Source organism: Rhizobacter sp. (assembly GCF_046595475.1).
GTDB lineage: Bacteria > Pseudomonadota > Gammaproteobacteria > Burkholderiales > Burkholderiaceae_C > Rhizobacter.
Genome location: NZ_JBKJOQ010000029.1, coordinates 1 through 16,391 on the forward strand (window position 1 = coordinate 1; position 16,391 = coordinate 16,391).

Consider the following 16,391-nt stretch of genomic DNA (forward strand, 5'->3'; position numbering starts at 1 on the left):
GTCGAACGGGTTCATGCTCATCTTGACGTTGGCGATGTCCACGCCACTGCCATCGCTCTTCACCCGCACCTTCACGTTGTAGTCAACCACTCGCTTGACGGCTACCAGCACTTTCATCGCGCATTCTCCTGAGAACATGGAATTGAATGAATTTTAGTGTTCGCCCTTCTCAAACTCCGAGAGGGCAAGACGAGCGTTCAGCGTGAAAAAAGAACGATCGTTCGATTCGGAGATTGTCTCACGTCTCTTGGCACTGCCGCCACCCCTCAGAAGACCCGCTGCTAGACTGCGCGCCCCATGAGTACCCCACAGCCCCCTCTCATCGGCGTGTTCGATTCAGGGGTTGGTGGTTTGTCGGTTTTGAAGGCGCTGCATCAGCAGTTGCCTCACCATGATTTGCTCTACGTGGCCGACTCTGGCCACGCCCCGTACGGCGAGCGCTCCGATGAGTTCATCACCGAGCGCACCCACCGGGTGGCCAGCCATTTGCTCGCCCAAGGCGCCAGCCTCCTGGTTCTCGCCTGCAACACCGCCACCGCGGTGGCCGCAGCCAGCCTGCGCCAGCGTTGGCCCGACCTGCCGATCGTGGCGGTCGAGCCCGGCATCAAGCCAGCGGTGACGGTCACTCGCAACGGCCGCATCGGCGTGATGGCCACGCCTGCGACCTTGCGCAGCGACAAGTTCAAGCGCTTGTTGAGCGCGCACGGGGCCGGCATAGAAGTTCACCTTCAACCCTGCCCTGGCCTGGCCGGGTTGATCGAACACGGAAACGGTGAAGACGAAAAGCTGCTCGCACTGATCGCGCAGTTCAGCATGCCCCTGAAGCAGGCCGGCGTCGACACCGTGGTGCTGGGCTGCACGCACTACCCTTTCGTCTCCACGCAAATCCAGTTGGCCTTCGGCGCAGAAGTGGTGCTGGTCGACACCGCCAATGCTGTGGCACGGCAGGCCGCCCGTCAGCTCGGCTCGGGCATGACCAGCGCACGCCACGTGACCCTGCAAACCACCGGCGACCCTCAGCATCTCGCGCGTCTGGCTCGCCACTGGCTGGAATTCGCGTTTGAAGTCGCGCCCGCGCCGGGCCTATAAACACAAAAGCCCGCATTGCGCGAGCTTTCGATTGGCGGGTGACTGGTGCCTGGGACGGGGGTCGAACCCGTACGCCCTCTTTCAAGAAGCGGCGGATTTTAAGTCCGCTGTGTATACCAATTTCACCACCCAGGCGCAGGGCGGATTATCAGCGCAGGCATCGCAAGCCAACTCACTCTGGCTGCAGGCGTGCTTCAAGCGTGATCTCGGGCACGCTCGCCAAGGCCTTAGACAAGGGGCAGTTGCGCTTGGCGGTTTGCGCGATCTCGTGAAATTGCGCTTCGCCTATACCGGGCACGGTGGCTGTGAGTTCAAGGGCAATACGGTCGATGACAAAGCCATCCCCCTCCTTGGCAAGCCGCACGCGCGCCTGCGTGGTGGCTTCGGTGGTGCCGAAGCCTGCCTTGTCGCAAGCGAATGAAAAAGCCATGGTGAAGCAGGCCGCATGGGCTGCCGCCAAAATCTCCTCTGGGTTGGTGCCCTTGCGGTCGTCTTCGAAGCGACTCCCAAAGCCGTAGGGGTGGTCGTTAAGAGCGCGCGTTTCGGTGCTCACGCGGCCCTGGCCAAGCTTGCCCCGGCCGACCCAGCGAACACTGGCTGTCTTTTCGATCATGGCGATTCCTTGAAGTTGTTGTGACGCTGCGAGTCGTTGCTGGCCTTGAGTATCAGCAGCAGTGCAAGTAGCGAGCATCGGACAGCGCCGCGAGCTGCAGGGGTTGGCGTCCTACAGCGGCACTCTATGGGCGCGATAGCCAAGCTTGCGCTTCCCTTTCCGCCTGGCGCCTGAAACAATCTCCATCTCATACGGATGGCCCACGACATGAACCGCACTTTCTTTGGCAAGCACGCCACATTCGCTACCTAGTCACGGCCTTTCGACTCATCGGAAGGCTGCAGCGCCTTCCGCCCTACCCCGGCAGGCCTGTTCCTCCCGGGGTTTTGTTTTTTCCGGCACATGCAATGCGCACCTACGACAAGCTGATCGCCACGATTCTTCTCGCCAAAGCACGAGACGGCCTGCGCTCGTGCTTTGGCTCGTTGCTGCCAGCGCACTAGCGCCAGCCTGATTGCGGACACCGCTTGCAGGCTGGTCACCAGCCTTCAACGAAAGATTCGCATGAACACCACCCCTCGCAAACTCAGAAACATCGGCGTCATTGCCCACGTCGACGCCGGCAAGACCACCACCACAGAACGCATCCTGTTCTACACCGGCGAAAACCATCGTATCGGCGAGGTGCACGATGGCACCACCGTGATGGACTTCGACCCTCAGGAGCGCGCACGCGGCATCACCATCAACAGTGCGGCCACCACGGTGTTCTGGAAAGGTGCGCAGATCAATCTGATCGACACGCCCGGTCACATCGACTTCAACATCGAGGTGAACCGCTCGCTGCGCGTGCTCGATGGCGCTGTCGTGGTGTTCGACGGCGTCGCAGGTGTGGAGCCGCAGACCGAAACCAACTGGCGCCTGGCAGACAAGTACTACGTGCCACGCCTGGCCTTCATCAACAAGCTCGACCGCGTGGGCGCTGATTTCCTGCGCGTCGTGCAGATGATGGAAGACCGCCTGGGCGTAAAGCCACTCGTGCTGCAACTGCCCCACTACGCGCGCGAAGGCGCCGAAGATTCCTTCAACGGCGTCGTGGATCTGCTCGCGCTCAAGGCTCGTGTGTGGCACGGCAGCGAAGCCGGCGAGCCCTATGAAACCCAGGCCATTCCGCCGCGGCTCATGGCGCAGGCCCTGATCTATCGCGCCCGCCTGATCGAAGCCAGCGTGGAGCACGACGACGACGCTTTGGCGGCTTACCTCAACGGCGAAGAGCCTACGCTCGACCAGCTGCGTGCCTGCATACGCAAGGGCACGCTGGCGGGTGCCTTCGTGCCCGTGCTGGCCGGTGCGGCGTTCAAGAACAAGGGCATCGAGCCCTTGCTCGACGCCGTGGTCGACTACCTGCCCGCACCGCAAGACGTGCGAGCGGTGGGTCAACCAGAGGCCGACCCCGACGGCCCGCTTGCAGCGCTTGCCTTCAAGGTGGTGACAGACGCCCACGGCTCGATGGTGTTCGTGCGCGTCTACCGCGGACGCCTGCGGCCGGGTGACGTGGTGCTCAACGCCAATACCGGCAAGACCGAGCGCGTGTCTCGCCTGTACGAGGTGCACGCCAACAAGCACGAGGAACGCCAACTGCTGGAGGCGGGTGACATCGCGGGCATCGTCGGCCTCAAAGACACGCTGACCGGGCACACGCTTGCCGATCGCCGGTACCCGCTGGTGATGGAGCAGATCAGCATTCCAGAGCCCGTGATCCACGTTGCGGTGGAGCCCAAGACCCAGGCCGACCAACAAAGCCTGGGCAAGGCCTTGCACGCCCTGGTGAAAGAAGACCCGAGCCTGCGCATTCGGCAAGATGCCGAGTCGGGCCAGACCATTTTGTCGGGCATGGGTGAGCTGCAACTGGAAGTGACGCTCGAGAAGCTGCGCACCAAACACCACGTGAACGTCTCGACCGGTCGCCCGGAGGTGGCTTACCGCGAGACGATCACCCAAGCTGTGGAGCTGAAACACGTGCACAAGAAGCAGACGGGCGGCCCCGGTCAGTTTGCCGAGCTGACCCTGAGGCTCACGCCGTTGCCACGCGGCGAAGGCATACGCTTCGAAAGCCAGGTGGTGGGCGGCGCCATTCCACGCGAGTTCATCCCCGCGGTGGAGGCTGGCGTGCGCCGCGCCGCCGAGGCGGGCGTGCTTGCGGGCTTCCCGCTGGTCGACTTCCAGGCCACGTTGGTAGACGGCAGCCACCACGAGCGTGATTCGTCGACGCTGGCCTTCGAGCTGGCCGCGGCGGCAGCGTTGCGCGAAGGGGCGGCCAAGGCAGCACCCGTGGTGCTGGAGCCGCTGATGGCGGTCGAGGTGGTCACGCCTGTCGAGTACCTCGGCGATGCCATAGGCGACCTGAATCGCCGGCGCGGCACGATCCGCGGGCAACACGATCGCGGCAATGCGGCGGTGGTCGACGCACACGTACCACTGGCGGAAATGTTCGGCTACATCGGGGCCTTGCGTGCGCTCTCTTCAGGGCGCGCGCAGTACTCGATGCAGTTCGACCACTACGAGATCGCGCCGAAATAGCCACCAGGGCGCGCCCTTTGGCGCCGTGAGATCCCCCTTGGCACAGGCCTAGGGGGACACTTACACTTGGAAACACCCGGGCAAACCCTTCCCGATCATCATTCACCTCACAGAACAACCCCCGATTCAGGGGGGTCAACGGAGACCAGGGCTCCAGAGGACAAGATGGGCATTCGGATGGGCAAGCTGTGGCTAGCCCTGACGTGGCGAATGTGCATCACTGTCCTTTTTCTGTAACAACCCTGGGTTAGATTACGCGATCGATAAGAGGGTGGGTATCAGATGGCAATAACTCGGATAGGGATCATCGGTGTTGGCCCACGTGGGTTAACCATACTCGAGCGGATAGTCGCCAATGAGCGAGTCCGCAAGTCATCGGAAGTACAAATATATCTATTTGACCCGAATGAACCGGGCGTAGGCTGCCACGACCCGGAGCAATCCGACTATTTGCTGGTTAATACGGTGGCCGGTCAGATCACCCAGTTCTCCGACTCATCAGTTGTGGGAGCCGGCCCTATTCTCGAAGGCCCTTCCTTCTACCAGTGGCTCGAAACTGAGAGGCGCAACCTGCGCCCTGGCCATACCGAGAGCACGCCTGTCGCCCCTGATGCCTATTACTCCCGCGGCCTTTTCGGGCGCTATCTGCATTGGGTATACCGTTACCTGGTGGGCTTGGCACCGGCCCACGTCAAGATCACGTTCATCAAAACAGCAGTCGCCCGCGCAGAGCGTGTCGAGGACGACGCCTGGTTGCTTGAAACCAAGAGCGCAAGCTTTTGCGTGAATTACCTGTTCTTGACGACCGGCCATACGAAGCCGGCCGTGCGCGATACCGTGGTGCCCCCGGCACAACGCGAGCGCATTGCCACTGCCGTCGTCGGCGACCCTTATCCGGTCAGGCAAAAGCTGGCGTTTATCACGCCGAACATGACTGTTGCCATCGAAGGCATGGGCTTGACGACGTTCGACGCCCTGGCCGAATTGACCGTGGGGCGTGGGGGGCGGTTCATTGCCTCTGCCACCGGCGAGAAGGAATACATCCCCTCGGGGCAAGAGCCCCGCATCGTCGCCTTCTCCCGCTCGGGGCTACCGCTCACCGCGCGTGCCGTCAATCAAAAGGGTGTCTCGATTCAATATCGCCCCCGCTTTCTGTTTGCTGAAAAGCTTCGCGAATTGCGAGCCAAGCGCAAACTCGATTTCGCCGACGACGTGCTGCCGCTCTTGCGCGCCGACATGGAGTACGCCTTCTACGAAGCCTATTTGAGAGACAGGCGCGACCCCGTATCGGCCCTGCTCTTCTGCAATCAGTTTGTTTGTGCCGATGCTGCCGAGCGGCTGGCGCTGATTGCCCAGTACGTACCGGCCGAAGACCGCTTTTCGTGGGAAAGACTGCTGTCGCCCATCCCGCCGCAGGCGCTCCTCTCGCATGCAACCTTCAATGACTGGCTGGTGGCCTACCTGAACCAGGATCTCGCCGATGCCATGAAGGGCAATGTGGACGGCCCGCTGAAGGCAGCCTGCGATGTACTGCGCGATCTGCGCGACACCCTGCGTGCGGCCATCGATTTCGGTGGCCTGACAGAGGCTTCGCACCGTTGGTTGCTATCTGAGTTTGTGCCGGTGATGAACCGGCTGGCGGTCGGCCCCCCGGCCACGCGCATCGCCGAGATGCTGGCGCTAGTGAAGGCCGGCGTGCTCAACGTGGGCTTCGGCCCCGGCGCCGTTTGCGAACGCACGTCGCGCGAGAGTTTCATGCGCATCACGTCGTCCAGGTGGCCTGAGCAAAGTGAAGAAGTTCATGCGCTGATCAAGGCCAGAATCTCGATGCACAGCCCGCAAGAAGACGCCTCGCCACTGCTTCGAGGCCTGCTTGATGCCGGGCATTTGCGCCTGTTCCACAACGGCAGCTTTCACCCCGGCGGCATCGAGATCGACCGCGAATTCAACTGGGTCTCAAAAGACGGCTCAGCCATCTCCAATGCCTGGTCGCTGGGTATTCCCACCGAAGGCGTCAAGTTCTACACCTTCGTGGTGCCCCGCTCTGGCGTGAACTCCACGGCCATTGTGGACGCGGGCCGAGCGGTCAGCAAAATGCTGTCCATGGTCAGCGGCACCACGCCCGTACCGTTGGTCGTAATACCCGAATCAATACCCACCCAAGAATATGCGTCTGCCTTTGCGTCCCTTTACGGCGCACTTTCTTGAGCCAATGCCACCACCGCCAAACACCTTGCGCCCGCCCCGCCACTTGCTGACATGAGGCAGGGGGCACTGAACCGACTCAGCCTGGCAGGCCTCTGCGCCACCCTGATCGGCAACGGCATCGGCCGTTTCGCCTTCATCGCACTGATGCCAGCGCTGATCGAAGCCGGCTGGTTCACCAAAGGCCAGGCCTCGCACTTGAGCGTGGCCACCCTCCTCGGCTATGTGCTCGGCGCGTGGGCGTCGGCTTCTCTGGGCGCCCGCTTCAGAGTGGCCACGCTGCTTCGCGCATCCATGCTCATCTGCACGGTGAGCTTCTTTGCCTGCGCCTTCGAAGGCCCTGGCATGGCCTGGTTTTACTTCTGGCGAGCGGCTGCCGGCTTCTGTGGCGCCATTCTCATGGTGCTGCCGGCACCCGTGGTGCTCCCCGAGCATGAAGCGGCCGTTCGAGGGCGAGCCAGCGGGGTGGTGTTTTCCGGGATCGGCCTGGGCGCGGTCATCTCGGGAGCGTTGGTGCCCGTACTCATTTCGGGAATCGGGTTCGGCGTCATCTTCGCCGGCAGCATGATCCCTGTGGTTTTGTTTCAAGGTGTTACGGGCGCATGGCTGGGAATGGGGGTTGTGTGCCTGGCGTTGACCGTGTTCGCCTGGCGCCAGTGGCCGGTCGACGCACATGCAGACCCGAGACTGGCGGTCGCGGCGGGGGAGCAGCCTGAATCGCTGCCGCTCGAGGCTCGCTTGCCGGTCGCCCTCATCCTCGCCGCGCACGGGCTCAACGCGATCGGCTACCTGGCGCATACGCTGTTCTGGGTCGACTACATCGTGCGCGAGCTCCAGATGCCACTGGCCACGGGAGGCTTCTTCTGGTCGATGTTTGGGCTGGGTGCCGCCATCGGCCCCTTGCTGACCGGCACGCTCGCCGATGCATTCGGCCTCAAGCGATGCCTCATCGTGGCCTTCTTGCTCAAGTCGCTGGCCGCTGCCCTCCCTTTGTGGAACAGCGGTGTTGCAGCGCTGTTCATATCGTCGATCCTGATGGGCATCTTCACCCCGGGAATCGTGGCGCTGATCTCCGCGTACACCCTTGATCGGGTCGGCCCGAAACTTCATCGCAAGGCATGGGGGATGGCAACTTTCAGCTTTGCCATCGCGCAGGCAGCGGGCGGTTTCTTGATGGCCACGATTGCCGCGAGCCTGGATTCCTACCACCCCTTTTTCTGGGTGAGTGCGCTCGCCTTACTGGGTTCTGTGGCGTGCATTTCGTTTGTTCCAAAAAACCCTGCTGCCGATACACCTGGGGACCAACCCGAAGCCCCGGGGCTTCCCGAGAAAGAGCAAGAACCGCAACCAGTATCAAACCTTGGCGAGCCGCTGTTGGAAAATAGCACCCCTGATCAAATGACCCGTTAAACACCCTCAGTTTCCCGGCATGCCGCGACTTGCCGGCGCTAAACTTGGAGGCTATACAGTTGTTTTTTTGAGGTCGCAAGACCTAAGTCATTCAAACCTAGCGAAATAGGGGTCTTTGATGATCAAGTTTTCCGCGAACGCGTATTGCGCCGCCGTGATCGTGTTCAGCCTGGTGGCCAGTGGCACGGCCGCAGCCCAGATCCGCATCGGGCAAACGACTGGATTGACGGGGCCTGTGGCCGCCCCGGTGGCCGAAATCAATACCGGCGCAAAGCTGTATATCGATTCCGTGAATGACGAAGGCGGGATCGGCGGGCAGCAGATAGAACTGCTTTCGCTAGACGATAAAAACCAAGTTCCCCTGGCTGCACAAAATGCAAAGCAGCTCATAGCCGACCCCAAGGTGGTCGCACTTTTCCTCACCCGCGGTACACCCCACGCGCAAGCGCTTCTGCCTCTCCTGGCGGAAGGGAAAATCGTGCTTCTGGCCCCCTCTACCGGTGCCATGGCGCTGCACAAGCCTGTTCAGCCCTGGGTGTTCAACGTGCGGGCCACCTACCAGCGCGAGGCCGAGCAGGTGATTCGCCACCTCGGCATGGGCGGCCTGGAGCAAGTCGCCATGTGCTACGTCGACGACTCGTTCGGAACAGACGCACTGCAAGGAGCGCTCAAGACGTTCAAAAACGCCGGCAAGGTGCCCGCGTTCAATCAAGCCGTCGACAAGTTCAAGCCTGACTATTCCTCATGCGTCAGCCAAACCTTGGCCAAGAAGCCCCTAGGCTTGTTGATCATCGGTACCACGGTCTCCGTGGCAGCTGGCGTTAAGGCGGTCAGGGCTACCGGCTCGAAGGTGACGATCGCGACGCTGTCGAACAACGCTGCATCGGGCTTCGTTCAAGCGCTAGGCGAGAGCGCGACCGGGGTGATCGTGAGCCAAGTTTTTCCCTCTGAACGCCGCTTGGCCTCGCCCATGATTTCTGAGGCCGCGCGCCTCGGCACCGCCAAAGGAATCAAGCAGCTCACGCCGGCGATGATCGAAGGCTTTGCCGGAGCCAAGGTGTTGGTGATGGGCCTGAAGCGGGCCGCCAAAGACAAGGATGGCGTCACACGCGCCTCGTTCAAGCGGGCACTCGAAGGCTTTAACCGTGTCGACATCGGCGGCGGCGTGGGCGGCACCGAGCTGAGTTACAGCGCCGCCGACCATTCGGGCCTGGATTATGTCGACCTCTCGTTCATCGGCGATGACGGTTCATTCCGTCGCTGATTTCTGTCGCTGACACATCGCGCCTCCCGGCGCCCTGATCAATAGTTGATGCCGTAGCGGTGGCCCTTGTAGGCCAGCACCGCCGACTTCAGCTTGATCTGCTCCAGCACCAGCTCCCCGGCCACTTTGTCGCCTTCGTGGAAGACCTGGCCGTTCAAGATCAACATGCGGCTGGCCGGTGTCTTCGAGTACATCGCTCCGCCTATCACCAGTTGCGGCAGCTCCCGGCGAATGTTTTCGGGCAGGTCATTGAAGGCAGACACCGGCCGCTCCACCGCTTCGGACACAGGAGCCGGAGGCTTGGCCGCCTGGTGCACCGGTTTGCTCAGCGCGGTCGAGGTGACGGGGGGAGCAGCCACGCGCACAGGCGCAGGTAACGCGGGCGACGCGGCCTCCGGCGTCGCAGGCGCATCCCGCGGTGCCAACGTCGGTTGCACCACCGCCGTCGGCGCTGGCGCAATGGTTTGAGTGGCAGGTGCGGGCGCCGCATCAGGGGCATTTCCGCCAAAAAACAGCCAGGCCAACACGGCAGCCAGCACCAGCGCGAGCACCACCACCGCCCACCACAGAGGCTGCGAGCGGCCACGCACCTCGTCGTCATCGTCATCGGCATCGGCCAGCGCCGCAGGCACAGGCTTGGTGTGCAGATTGGGAATGGCACCGCGATCGCGCTCGGTATCGGCTCGCCTGAGTGCATCGAGGATGTACGACATCGCTCAGCCTTTCAGTTGGAAGCCATCTCGGCTTGAAGACGCGGCTCATCAACGCCCGCGACCCGGTTCAGCTGCATCAGGGTGAGGGGGCCGACTTGGCCGTCGGCCTTCAGCCCCTGAGCCACTTGGAAAGCCGAAACCTTGGCTTGCATGGTCGAGCCGTACTTCTGCTCAGCGACCGGTGGTGCATCTCCTTGCACCTTGGCCAGCTGCAACGCCAGCCAGTCGACCATCGGCCCTGCATTGCCTGTTGACAGTTTGCCCTGGAAGCCTGGCGGCGCTCGCCAAAGCGTGGCGAAGCTGCCGCGCCAGACCTTCGATAGCGCCAGCAAGCTCACCGTCTGCGTGGCACCACCTGCCCGCAGGCTCGCGGTTTGGTTCGTCAGACCCACAAGCACGGCATACGCCGGCTTGCCATTCTCGTCATAGAACGTGAGCACGCTTGGCCTGCTGAGTTGGCGAATGAGCGCAAGGCCGCCATCGCTCTTGAAGCAATGCAGTTGCTGGTGCAAGGCCGCGGCGCAGGGGTCGCCCTCGACCAATGTCGCTTTCCACCATGGCGCGAGCTCGCGCCATGCGTCGCGCTCGCTCAAAAGGCCAAGCGTGATCGGCGCGGTGGGGTCGGTCGCACTCGCACTCGCACTCGAAATAGCACTGACAGCCGTTACGGCTTGGCTTGCAGCCGCTGATGCTGCGCCGGGCACGCCGGATGCGGCTTTGTGCACCAATGGCGCGACAGCCACCTCTTCGCGATGCTTACCGCTTTCGGTGGCCCAGCTCACCATGCCGAACAGGGCCGCACCCACCAGCAGGCCGGCACCTGATGCCAGCAGAGCCACACGCGTGACTCGTGTGGCCGGCACCGACGCCACATCGTTTGGCCCAAACACCTCCACCGCCGCTTTGTCGACTGTTTCGCGGTCCACTCGTGCGCGCCCCTCGGCGTAAGCGCCCAGCAGCGCGCGGTCGCACAGCAGGTTGATGCGCCTGGGCACACCGCGCGAGAGTTGATGAATGCGCTTGCGCGCCTGGCGATCGAATGGGACGACGCCGCTCAGCCCCGCGACGCCGAGCCGATGGCGGATGTACTGGACGCTCTCACCTTCGGCCAACGCCTTCAGGTGGTAGCGCGCAATCACGCGTTGCGCCAGCTGCTCAAGCTCGGGCCTCGCCAGCATGTCGCGCAGCTCGGGTTGGCCGATCAAGATGATTTGCAGCAGCTTGCGCTCGGTGGTTTCAAGGTTGGTCAGCAAGCGCAGTTGCTCGAGCACGTCGGCCGAGAGGTTTTGCGCCTCGTCGATGATGAGCACGTTGTTCTGCCCCACCGCATGGGTCTTGAGCAAAAACTCGTTGATCGGATCGAGGTAGCCCTTGACGGTGTCCCCCCGTGGGTGCTCGGGGTCGAGTGGTATGCGGAACTCGTCGCATACCGTCTTGAGCAGCTCGATCACGGTGAGCTTGGGGTTGAAGATGTAGGCCACGTTGCAACGCTTGGGGATTTGCTCCAGGAAGCAGCGGCATACCGTGGTCTTGCCCGCGCCGATCTCGCCCGTGAGCAGCACGAAGCCCCCGCCACCACGCAGCCCGTAGAGCAAATGGGCCAGCGCTTCGCGGTGCCGCTCGCTCATGAACAGATAGCGAGGGTCGGGCGCGATGGAGAAAGGCTCTTGCCTGAGGCCGAAGAATTTGGCGTACATCTTGGCCGCGAGTCTATCCTCGCCCTCGCCCCGCGGGCTATGCTGCGGCGCTCTCGCGGCGTGGCCTTCCACATGAACCCCTACTACGACCCCTCCAAGCCCCACCACCGACCCGACGGCTTTCAGAACAGCTACACCGAGTTCACGCCCAAGACCTTGGCTGAGGTGCTGCGCTGGCGATGGGACGCAGCTCGCCAAGGCCTGCCCAAGCCACCTCAGGTGCCCACCCCGCAGGTGGCGCCCGATCTGACCTTCTTGCGCACCAACGCGGTGGCCGGTGCGGCCATGCAGCCCGCAGTCACCTGGATCGGCCACGCCACGGTGCTGGCTCAGCTGGGTGGGCTCACGCTGCTCACCGACCCCGTCTTTTCGCAGCGTGCGTCTCCATCGTCATTCGTCGGCCCCAAAAGGCACCAGCCTGCAGGCGTGGCGCTGGCTGACCTGCCTCATATCGACCTGGTGCTGGTCTCGCACAACCACTACGACCACCTCGACGGTGCTTCGGTCGACGCGCTGAATCGCCAGGCCGGCGGCCCGCCTCTCTTCGTAGTGCCTTTGGGCCTCAAGCCCTGGCTTGCCGCACGCGGCATACGCCACGCGATTGAGCTCGACTGGTGGAGCAGTCATCGCATCTCAACCGCAGCGGGCGAGGTCGAAGTGATGCTGGTGCCAGCGCAGCACTGGTCGGCCCGTGGCCTGAACGATCGAATGACAACTCTGTGGGGTGGCTTCGCCCTTTTCGCTTCCAGCTGCCATTTGTTCTACGCGGGAGACACTGCCTACTCACGTGATTTCAATGACATGCGTGAGCGCTTTGCCGATCGTCAATCTGCAGCGCAAGGCGGCGGCTTCGACATCGCGCTGCTGCCCATAGGCGCGTACGAGCCGCGCTGGTTCATGGCGACGCAACACGTGAACGTGCAAGAGGCCATGAAGATCCACGGTGACCTGGGTGCCAAGCGCTCACTGGGCGTTCACTGGGGCACCTTCTCGCTGACCGACGAGCCGCTGGACGAGCCTCCCCGGGTGCTGCTGCAGGAGCGTCAGGCACGCGGCATGGCTGCAGAAGAGTTCTTCACCATCGCCATCGGTGAAACCTGCAGGCTGCAGCCACGTGCCTAGGCCAAGCGCTCGATGATGGTCACGTTGGCCAAGCCACCGCCCTCGCACATGGTCTCCAGGCCGTAACGTTTTTTGCGCTGCCCGAGCGCATGAACCAAGGTGGTCATCAGCTTGGTGCCCGAGGCGCCCAAGGGGTGGCCGAGGGCAATCGCCCCGCCATTGACATTGAGGCGATCGGGGTCGGCCCCGGTGACCTGCAGCCACGCCAGCGGCACCGGCGCAAAAGCTTCGTTGACTTCGAACAAATCAATATCGTCGATGTTCAAGCCCGTCTTGTGCAGGGCCTGCAGCGTGGCTGGAATGGGCGCCTCCAGCATCACCACCGGGTCGTGTCCGATCACCGTCATGTGGTGCACGCGCGCCAGCGGCGCCACGCCGAGGGCCTTCAGCCCCCGCTCGTTGACCACCATCACGCCACTCGCGCCGTCGCAAATTTGGCTGGCGGTGGCCGCCGTCACGCGCCCATTGGGCTGGATGAGTTTCACGCCGCGAATGCTGTCGAGTGAGGCATCGAAGCGTATGCCCTCATCGGTGCGGTGCATCTCACCGCTCTCGCTGCCATCCTGCAGCCGCACGGCCACGGGCACGATCTCGCCTTCAAAAGCATGCACCCGTGCGGCGGCAATGGCACGCTGATGGCTCTGGAAGGCGTACTCGTCGAGTTGATCCTTCGACAGCTCGTACTTCTTTGCGATGGCCTCGGCACCGAAGAACTGGCTGAACTCCACACCGGGGTAGCGAAGCTGCATTTGCGGGCTGACGTAGTAGCCTAGGCCGTTCTTCTGCGGCAATGTCATGGGCAGCCCCATGGGCACGCGGCTCATGCTTTCCACGCCGGCGGCGATCACCATGTCCATGCTCCCCGACATCACGGCCTGCGCGGCAAAATGCAAGGCCTGCTGCGAAGAGCCGCATTGCCGGTCGACAGAGGTACCCGGCACCGACTCGGGCAGTGAAGAGGCGAGCACAGCATTGCGCGCCACGTTGGCGGCCTGTTCTCCAGCCTGACCCACGCAACCCATGATCACGTCGTCGACCATGGCGGGGTCAGCGCCAGTGCGGCGTACCAGCTCATTGAGCACATGGGCGGCCAGGTCGGCGGGGTGCCAGCCCGAAAGCCGACCACCGCGCCGGCCTCCAGCAGTGCGGGTGGCGGCGACAACATAGGCCTCGGGCATGGTGGCTCCTTCGCGTGGGCGCTGGCGTGGAAGATGACCCCGATTCTGATCTCTAGGCCCCGACCTTCCACTCAATGTTTGCCCCCAGCGCGCGCAGGTTTTCCACGAACTTTGGATGGGCTCGGCGTATCGGTGCCGCATTCTTGATCACCGAGCGACCCTCAATGCTGGCCGCCACCATCAGCAGGGCAATCGCCACTCGGATGATGTAGGGGCTCTCCACTTCAGCGGCCACCAAGCGCTTGCCACCGAATGTGATCACCCGGTGCGGGTCTGACAAGAACGTATGTGCCCCGAACTTTGACAACTCTGACGTCCAACCCATGGCGCCGTCATAGACCTTGTTCCAGAACATCGCACTGCCCTCGGCCTTGACGCCCAACGCAATGAAGATGGGCAACAGGTCTACCGGCAAATACGGCCATGGCGCGGCCTCGATCTTTTGCAGCATGTTGACAGTGAAGGGCTCGGTCACGCGCAGCCGGTCGGGTACGCGGGCATGCGACCAGCCATCGCGGTGCGTGACCTGCACACCAAACTTGGCAAAGCAGCGGTCGATCAGGGGGAAATGCTCGGGCGATGAGTTGCGCACAACAACCGCACCACCGGTGATGGCCCCGAGCGCGAGGAAGGTCACGATCTCATGAAAGTCTTCGGTAAAGCGGAACTCGGTGCCGCCCAGTTCGTCGACACCTTCGATGGTGAGCCGCGAGGTGCCGATACCCTCGATGCGCGCGCCGAGCTGGCGCATGAAGGCACAAAACTCTTGCACATGCGGCTCGCAGGCGGCGTTGGTCAGCGTCGAGGTGCCGCTGGCCAATGCGGCGCAGAGCACGAAGCTTTCGGTGGTAGTGACTGAGGCGTAGTCGAGCCAATGCTGCGTCGCGCGCAGCGGGCCGTCGCTGCGCACGACCAGGGCATCGCTGCAACGCTCCACACGACCGCCGAAGCGCTGCAGCACTTCGACGTGCGGGTCGATCTCGCGCACGCCCAGGGTGCAACCTTTCACGTCGTTCTCGATGCGGGCCGCACCGAAGCGCGCGAGCAACGGCGGCACGAGCATGATCGACGAGCGCATCTCTTGTGGCAGTCGATGCTGCTGCACGTCAAACAACGTGTGCCGATGGTGAATGGAGACGATGCCGCTCTCGAAATCAGCATGCACCTCGCTGCCAATTTGCTCAAACACTGCGAGGATCTTGCGCACATCGGTGATGTCGGGCATGCCGCGCAAAAGCACCGGCTGGCGCGTCAACAAGGTGGCACACAGGATGGGCAGCACCGCATTCTTGTTGGCCGATGGCACCAGCCGACCCGACAGCGTTGCACCACCGTGAACGATGAGGCTAGTGGTACTGTGCGGCTGCACTGCTTGTTGCAAACACTGACTGGGTGACACGCGCTTGGCTCCTGGCTGGGTGCCCCCGACCTGGGTGGCTTGAGAGCGAGCATGGGCGCGGCCTGCGAAGAGGGAATGAAGCATGCGCAGCCATTTGTGAAGCCGCGGTGAACTCAGGGCATAGGTAGTGGGTCTATTGCCCATGGCAACGAAACCCGACAACATGGGCGCAGTTTCTTTTGAGCAATTGACAGGCATGAAAACCCGAACCTTTCCCCTTGTGGTCGCTTTTTCCCTCTGCTCGGCAGCCGCCCTGGCGGCAACCCCGCCCGACGCCGGCAAAGCGGCCGACAGCTGCGAAACAGCCGTCACCGAGACCATCAAAGAAATGCGGGGGCGTGACGCACAAGACGTGCAATTCAACAAAGACAAACGGGTGCTGGCCCCAACCACCGGTGACGACACCGACGTGAAGGGCGGCGGCCGATACCGCAATGCAAGCGGTGCCTCCATGCCCTTCACTTACGGCTGCGCCTACAACACCACGACCGGCGCGACGTCGGGCATCGTTTTCCGCGACGCTGGCGGCCTGCGCGCCACCGAAGAGAAGCCTTGGCAACCCGACTTGGCGAGTGTGTCGCCAGAGGCTTGCGAAGCTGCGGTTGCCGCAGCCCTCAAGACCAAGCACCCACGCGTGGGCCGTATCGCCTTCGGCTCCGACTCTCGGCAACTGCGGCCTGCGCCCGCCGGCCGATCCAGTCTGGAAGGCCTGGGCGCTGTGCAGCGAGCAGCCGGCATGAACCTGGTTCAATTTACTTACCGGTGCGAGTTTGAGCCTGGCAACGGCAAGCTCGTTGCAGTGCAAACGTTCGAGTAAGCCCGAGCACCAAAAAGCAAAAAGCCCCGACGTTTCGGGGCTTTTTGCTGCCTGCGTTGGAGGCGATGTCTGGAGGCGCGACCCAGAGTCGAACTGGGCTATACGGATTTGCAATCCGGCGCATAACCGCTTTGCTATCGCGCCTCTGTAAAACTCAAATCTCTTGGCAAAAAGGGAAGCCGAAGCTTCCCTTTCAAAACCGCTGGAAGCCGAAGCTTCCTTCTCTTAGATCTGGAGCGGGAGACGAGATTCGAACTCGCGACCTCAACCTTGGCAAGGTTGCGCTCTACCAACTGAGCTACTCCCGCTTAGTGCCTCGATCAAAATAAGCTGCTCTTTTGAAGCCTGCCTGAATTAACCGAAG

The 16,391-nt window shown here is 62.7% G+C and carries 12 protein-coding genes, 3 tRNA genes and 1 pseudogene; 7 read left to right on the forward strand and 9 right to left on the reverse strand.

Going from position 1 to position 16,391, the window contains the following annotated elements:
* Nucleotides 1-117: pseudogene (locus AC30QB_RS05320) on the reverse strand (electron transfer flavoprotein subunit beta/FixA family protein); the annotation flags it as partial.
* Between the two features lie 180 nt (nt 118-297).
* On the opposite strand from AC30QB_RS05320, the gene murI reads away from it, so the two are divergent.
* Entirely contained in the window at nt 298-1,089 is a 792-nt protein-coding gene (murI, locus tag AC30QB_RS05325) for a glutamate racemase (protein ID WP_489545149.1), read from the forward strand.
* A gap of 43 nt (nt 1,090-1,132) precedes the next feature.
* On the opposite strand, the gene AC30QB_RS05330 is transcribed toward murI, so the two are convergent.
* Together AC30QB_RS05330 and AC30QB_RS05335 are read right to left on the reverse strand one after the other, a co-directional pair.
* A tRNA-Leu gene (locus tag AC30QB_RS05330) sits at nt 1,133-1,224 on the reverse strand.
* A gap of 37 nt (nt 1,225-1,261) precedes the next feature.
* Entirely contained in the window at nt 1,262-1,702 is a 441-nt protein-coding gene (locus AC30QB_RS05335; RefSeq protein ID WP_489545150.1) for an OsmC family protein, read from the reverse strand.
* A gap of 504 nt (nt 1,703-2,206) precedes the next feature.
* Here AC30QB_RS05335 and fusA point away from each other — a divergent pair.
* From fusA to AC30QB_RS05355, 4 genes are all read left to right on the forward strand, one after another.
* A complete protein-coding gene (gene fusA / locus AC30QB_RS05340; RefSeq protein WP_489545151.1) occupies nt 2,207-4,222 on the forward strand; it encodes an elongation factor G in 2,016 nt (671 codons plus the stop codon).
* A 282-nt stretch (nt 4,223-4,504) separates the two neighbouring features.
* Nucleotides 4,505-6,430, forward strand: a complete 1,926-nt coding sequence (locus tag AC30QB_RS05345) for an FAD/NAD(P)-binding protein (protein ID WP_489545152.1) — start codon at nt 4,505-4,507, stop codon at nt 6,428-6,430.
* 51 nt (nt 6,431-6,481) lie between these two features.
* Entirely contained in the window at nt 6,482-7,837 is a 1,356-nt protein-coding gene (locus tag AC30QB_RS05350; RefSeq protein WP_489545153.1) for a YbfB/YjiJ family MFS transporter, read from the forward strand.
* A gap of 118 nt (nt 7,838-7,955) precedes the next feature.
* A complete protein-coding gene (locus AC30QB_RS05355; RefSeq protein ID WP_489545154.1) occupies nt 7,956-9,101 on the forward strand; it encodes an ABC transporter substrate-binding protein in 1,146 nt (381 codons plus the stop codon).
* Between the two features lie 38 nt (nt 9,102-9,139).
* On the opposite strand, the gene AC30QB_RS05360 is transcribed toward AC30QB_RS05355, so the two are convergent.
* Nucleotides 9,140-9,814, reverse strand: a complete 675-nt coding sequence (locus AC30QB_RS05360; protein ID WP_489545155.1) for a general secretion pathway protein GspB — start codon at nt 9,812-9,814, stop codon at nt 9,140-9,142.
* Nucleotides 9,815-9,825: 11 nt separating this feature from the next.
* Nucleotides 9,826-11,511 carry an ExeA family protein gene (locus tag AC30QB_RS05365; protein WP_489545156.1) on the reverse strand — a complete coding sequence of 562 codons (1,686 nt, stop codon included), beginning with the start codon at nt 11,509-11,511 and terminating at the stop codon, nt 9,826-9,828.
* A gap of 72 nt (nt 11,512-11,583) precedes the next feature.
* Here AC30QB_RS05365 and AC30QB_RS05370 point away from each other — a divergent pair, with 72 nt between their 5' ends.
* The gene (locus tag AC30QB_RS05370) at nt 11,584-12,633 is read left to right on the forward strand and encodes an MBL fold metallo-hydrolase (protein WP_489545157.1); all 1,050 of its coding nucleotides are present in this window, start codon (nt 11,584-11,586) and stop codon (nt 12,631-12,633) included.
* Here AC30QB_RS05370 and AC30QB_RS05375 read toward each other — a convergent pair.
* Nucleotides 12,630-13,811, reverse strand: coding sequence for an acetyl-CoA C-acetyltransferase (locus AC30QB_RS05375; RefSeq protein WP_489545158.1), 1,182 nt, complete (start codon nt 13,809-13,811; stop codon nt 12,630-12,632). The genes AC30QB_RS05370 and AC30QB_RS05375 overlap by 4 nt on opposite strands.
* 52 nt (nt 13,812-13,863) lie before the next feature.
* A complete protein-coding gene (locus tag AC30QB_RS05380; protein WP_489545159.1) occupies nt 13,864-15,180 on the reverse strand; it encodes a UDP-N-acetylglucosamine 1-carboxyvinyltransferase in 1,317 nt (438 codons plus the stop codon).
* 226 nt (nt 15,181-15,406) lie between these two features.
* Between AC30QB_RS05380 and AC30QB_RS05385 the strand changes: the two genes are divergently transcribed.
* Complete coding sequence (locus AC30QB_RS05385; protein WP_489545160.1) at nt 15,407-16,027, forward strand: hypothetical protein; 621 nt, start codon at nt 15,407-15,409, stop codon at nt 16,025-16,027.
* Between the two features lie 70 nt (nt 16,028-16,097).
* On the opposite strand, the gene AC30QB_RS05390 is transcribed toward AC30QB_RS05385, so the two are convergent.
* Together AC30QB_RS05390 and AC30QB_RS05395 are read right to left on the reverse strand one after the other, a co-directional pair.
* Nucleotides 16,098-16,171 (reverse strand) — tRNA-Cys (locus tag AC30QB_RS05390).
* An 88-nt stretch (nt 16,172-16,259) separates the two neighbouring features.
* A tRNA-Gly gene (locus tag AC30QB_RS05395) sits at nt 16,260-16,335 on the reverse strand.
* Nucleotides 16,336-16,391 lie beyond the last annotated feature (56 nt).

Bases quoted from the DNA above. Each gene is read 5' to 3' on its own strand.
- murI (WP_489545149.1), top strand. From the start codon at position 298: ATGAGTACCCCACAGCCCCCTCTCATCGGCGTGTTCGATTCAGGGGTT.
- AC30QB_RS05335 (WP_489545150.1), bottom strand. From the start codon at position 1,702: ATGATCGAAAAGACAGCCAGTGTTCGCTGGGTCGGCCGGGGCAAGCTT.
- fusA (WP_489545151.1), top strand. From the start codon at position 2,207: ATGAACACCACCCCTCGCAAACTCAGAAACATCGGCGTCATTGCCCAC.
- AC30QB_RS05345 (WP_489545152.1), top strand. From the start codon at position 4,505: ATGGCAATAACTCGGATAGGGATCATCGGTGTTGGCCCACGTGGGTTA.
- AC30QB_RS05350 (WP_489545153.1), top strand. From the start codon at position 6,482: ATGAGGCAGGGGGCACTGAACCGACTCAGCCTGGCAGGCCTCTGCGCC.
- AC30QB_RS05355 (WP_489545154.1), top strand. From the start codon at position 7,956: ATGATCAAGTTTTCCGCGAACGCGTATTGCGCCGCCGTGATCGTGTTC.
- AC30QB_RS05360 (WP_489545155.1), bottom strand. From the start codon at position 9,814: ATGTCGTACATCCTCGATGCACTCAGGCGAGCCGATACCGAGCGCGAT.
- AC30QB_RS05365 (WP_489545156.1), bottom strand. From the start codon at position 11,511: ATGTACGCCAAATTCTTCGGCCTCAGGCAAGAGCCTTTCTCCATCGCG.
- AC30QB_RS05370 (WP_489545157.1), top strand. From the start codon at position 11,584: ATGAACCCCTACTACGACCCCTCCAAGCCCCACCACCGACCCGACGGC.
- AC30QB_RS05375 (WP_489545158.1), bottom strand. From the start codon at position 13,811: ATGCCCGAGGCCTATGTTGTCGCCGCCACCCGCACTGCTGGAGGCCGG.
- AC30QB_RS05385 (WP_489545160.1), top strand. From the start codon at position 15,407: ATGAAAACCCGAACCTTTCCCCTTGTGGTCGCTTTTTCCCTCTGCTCG.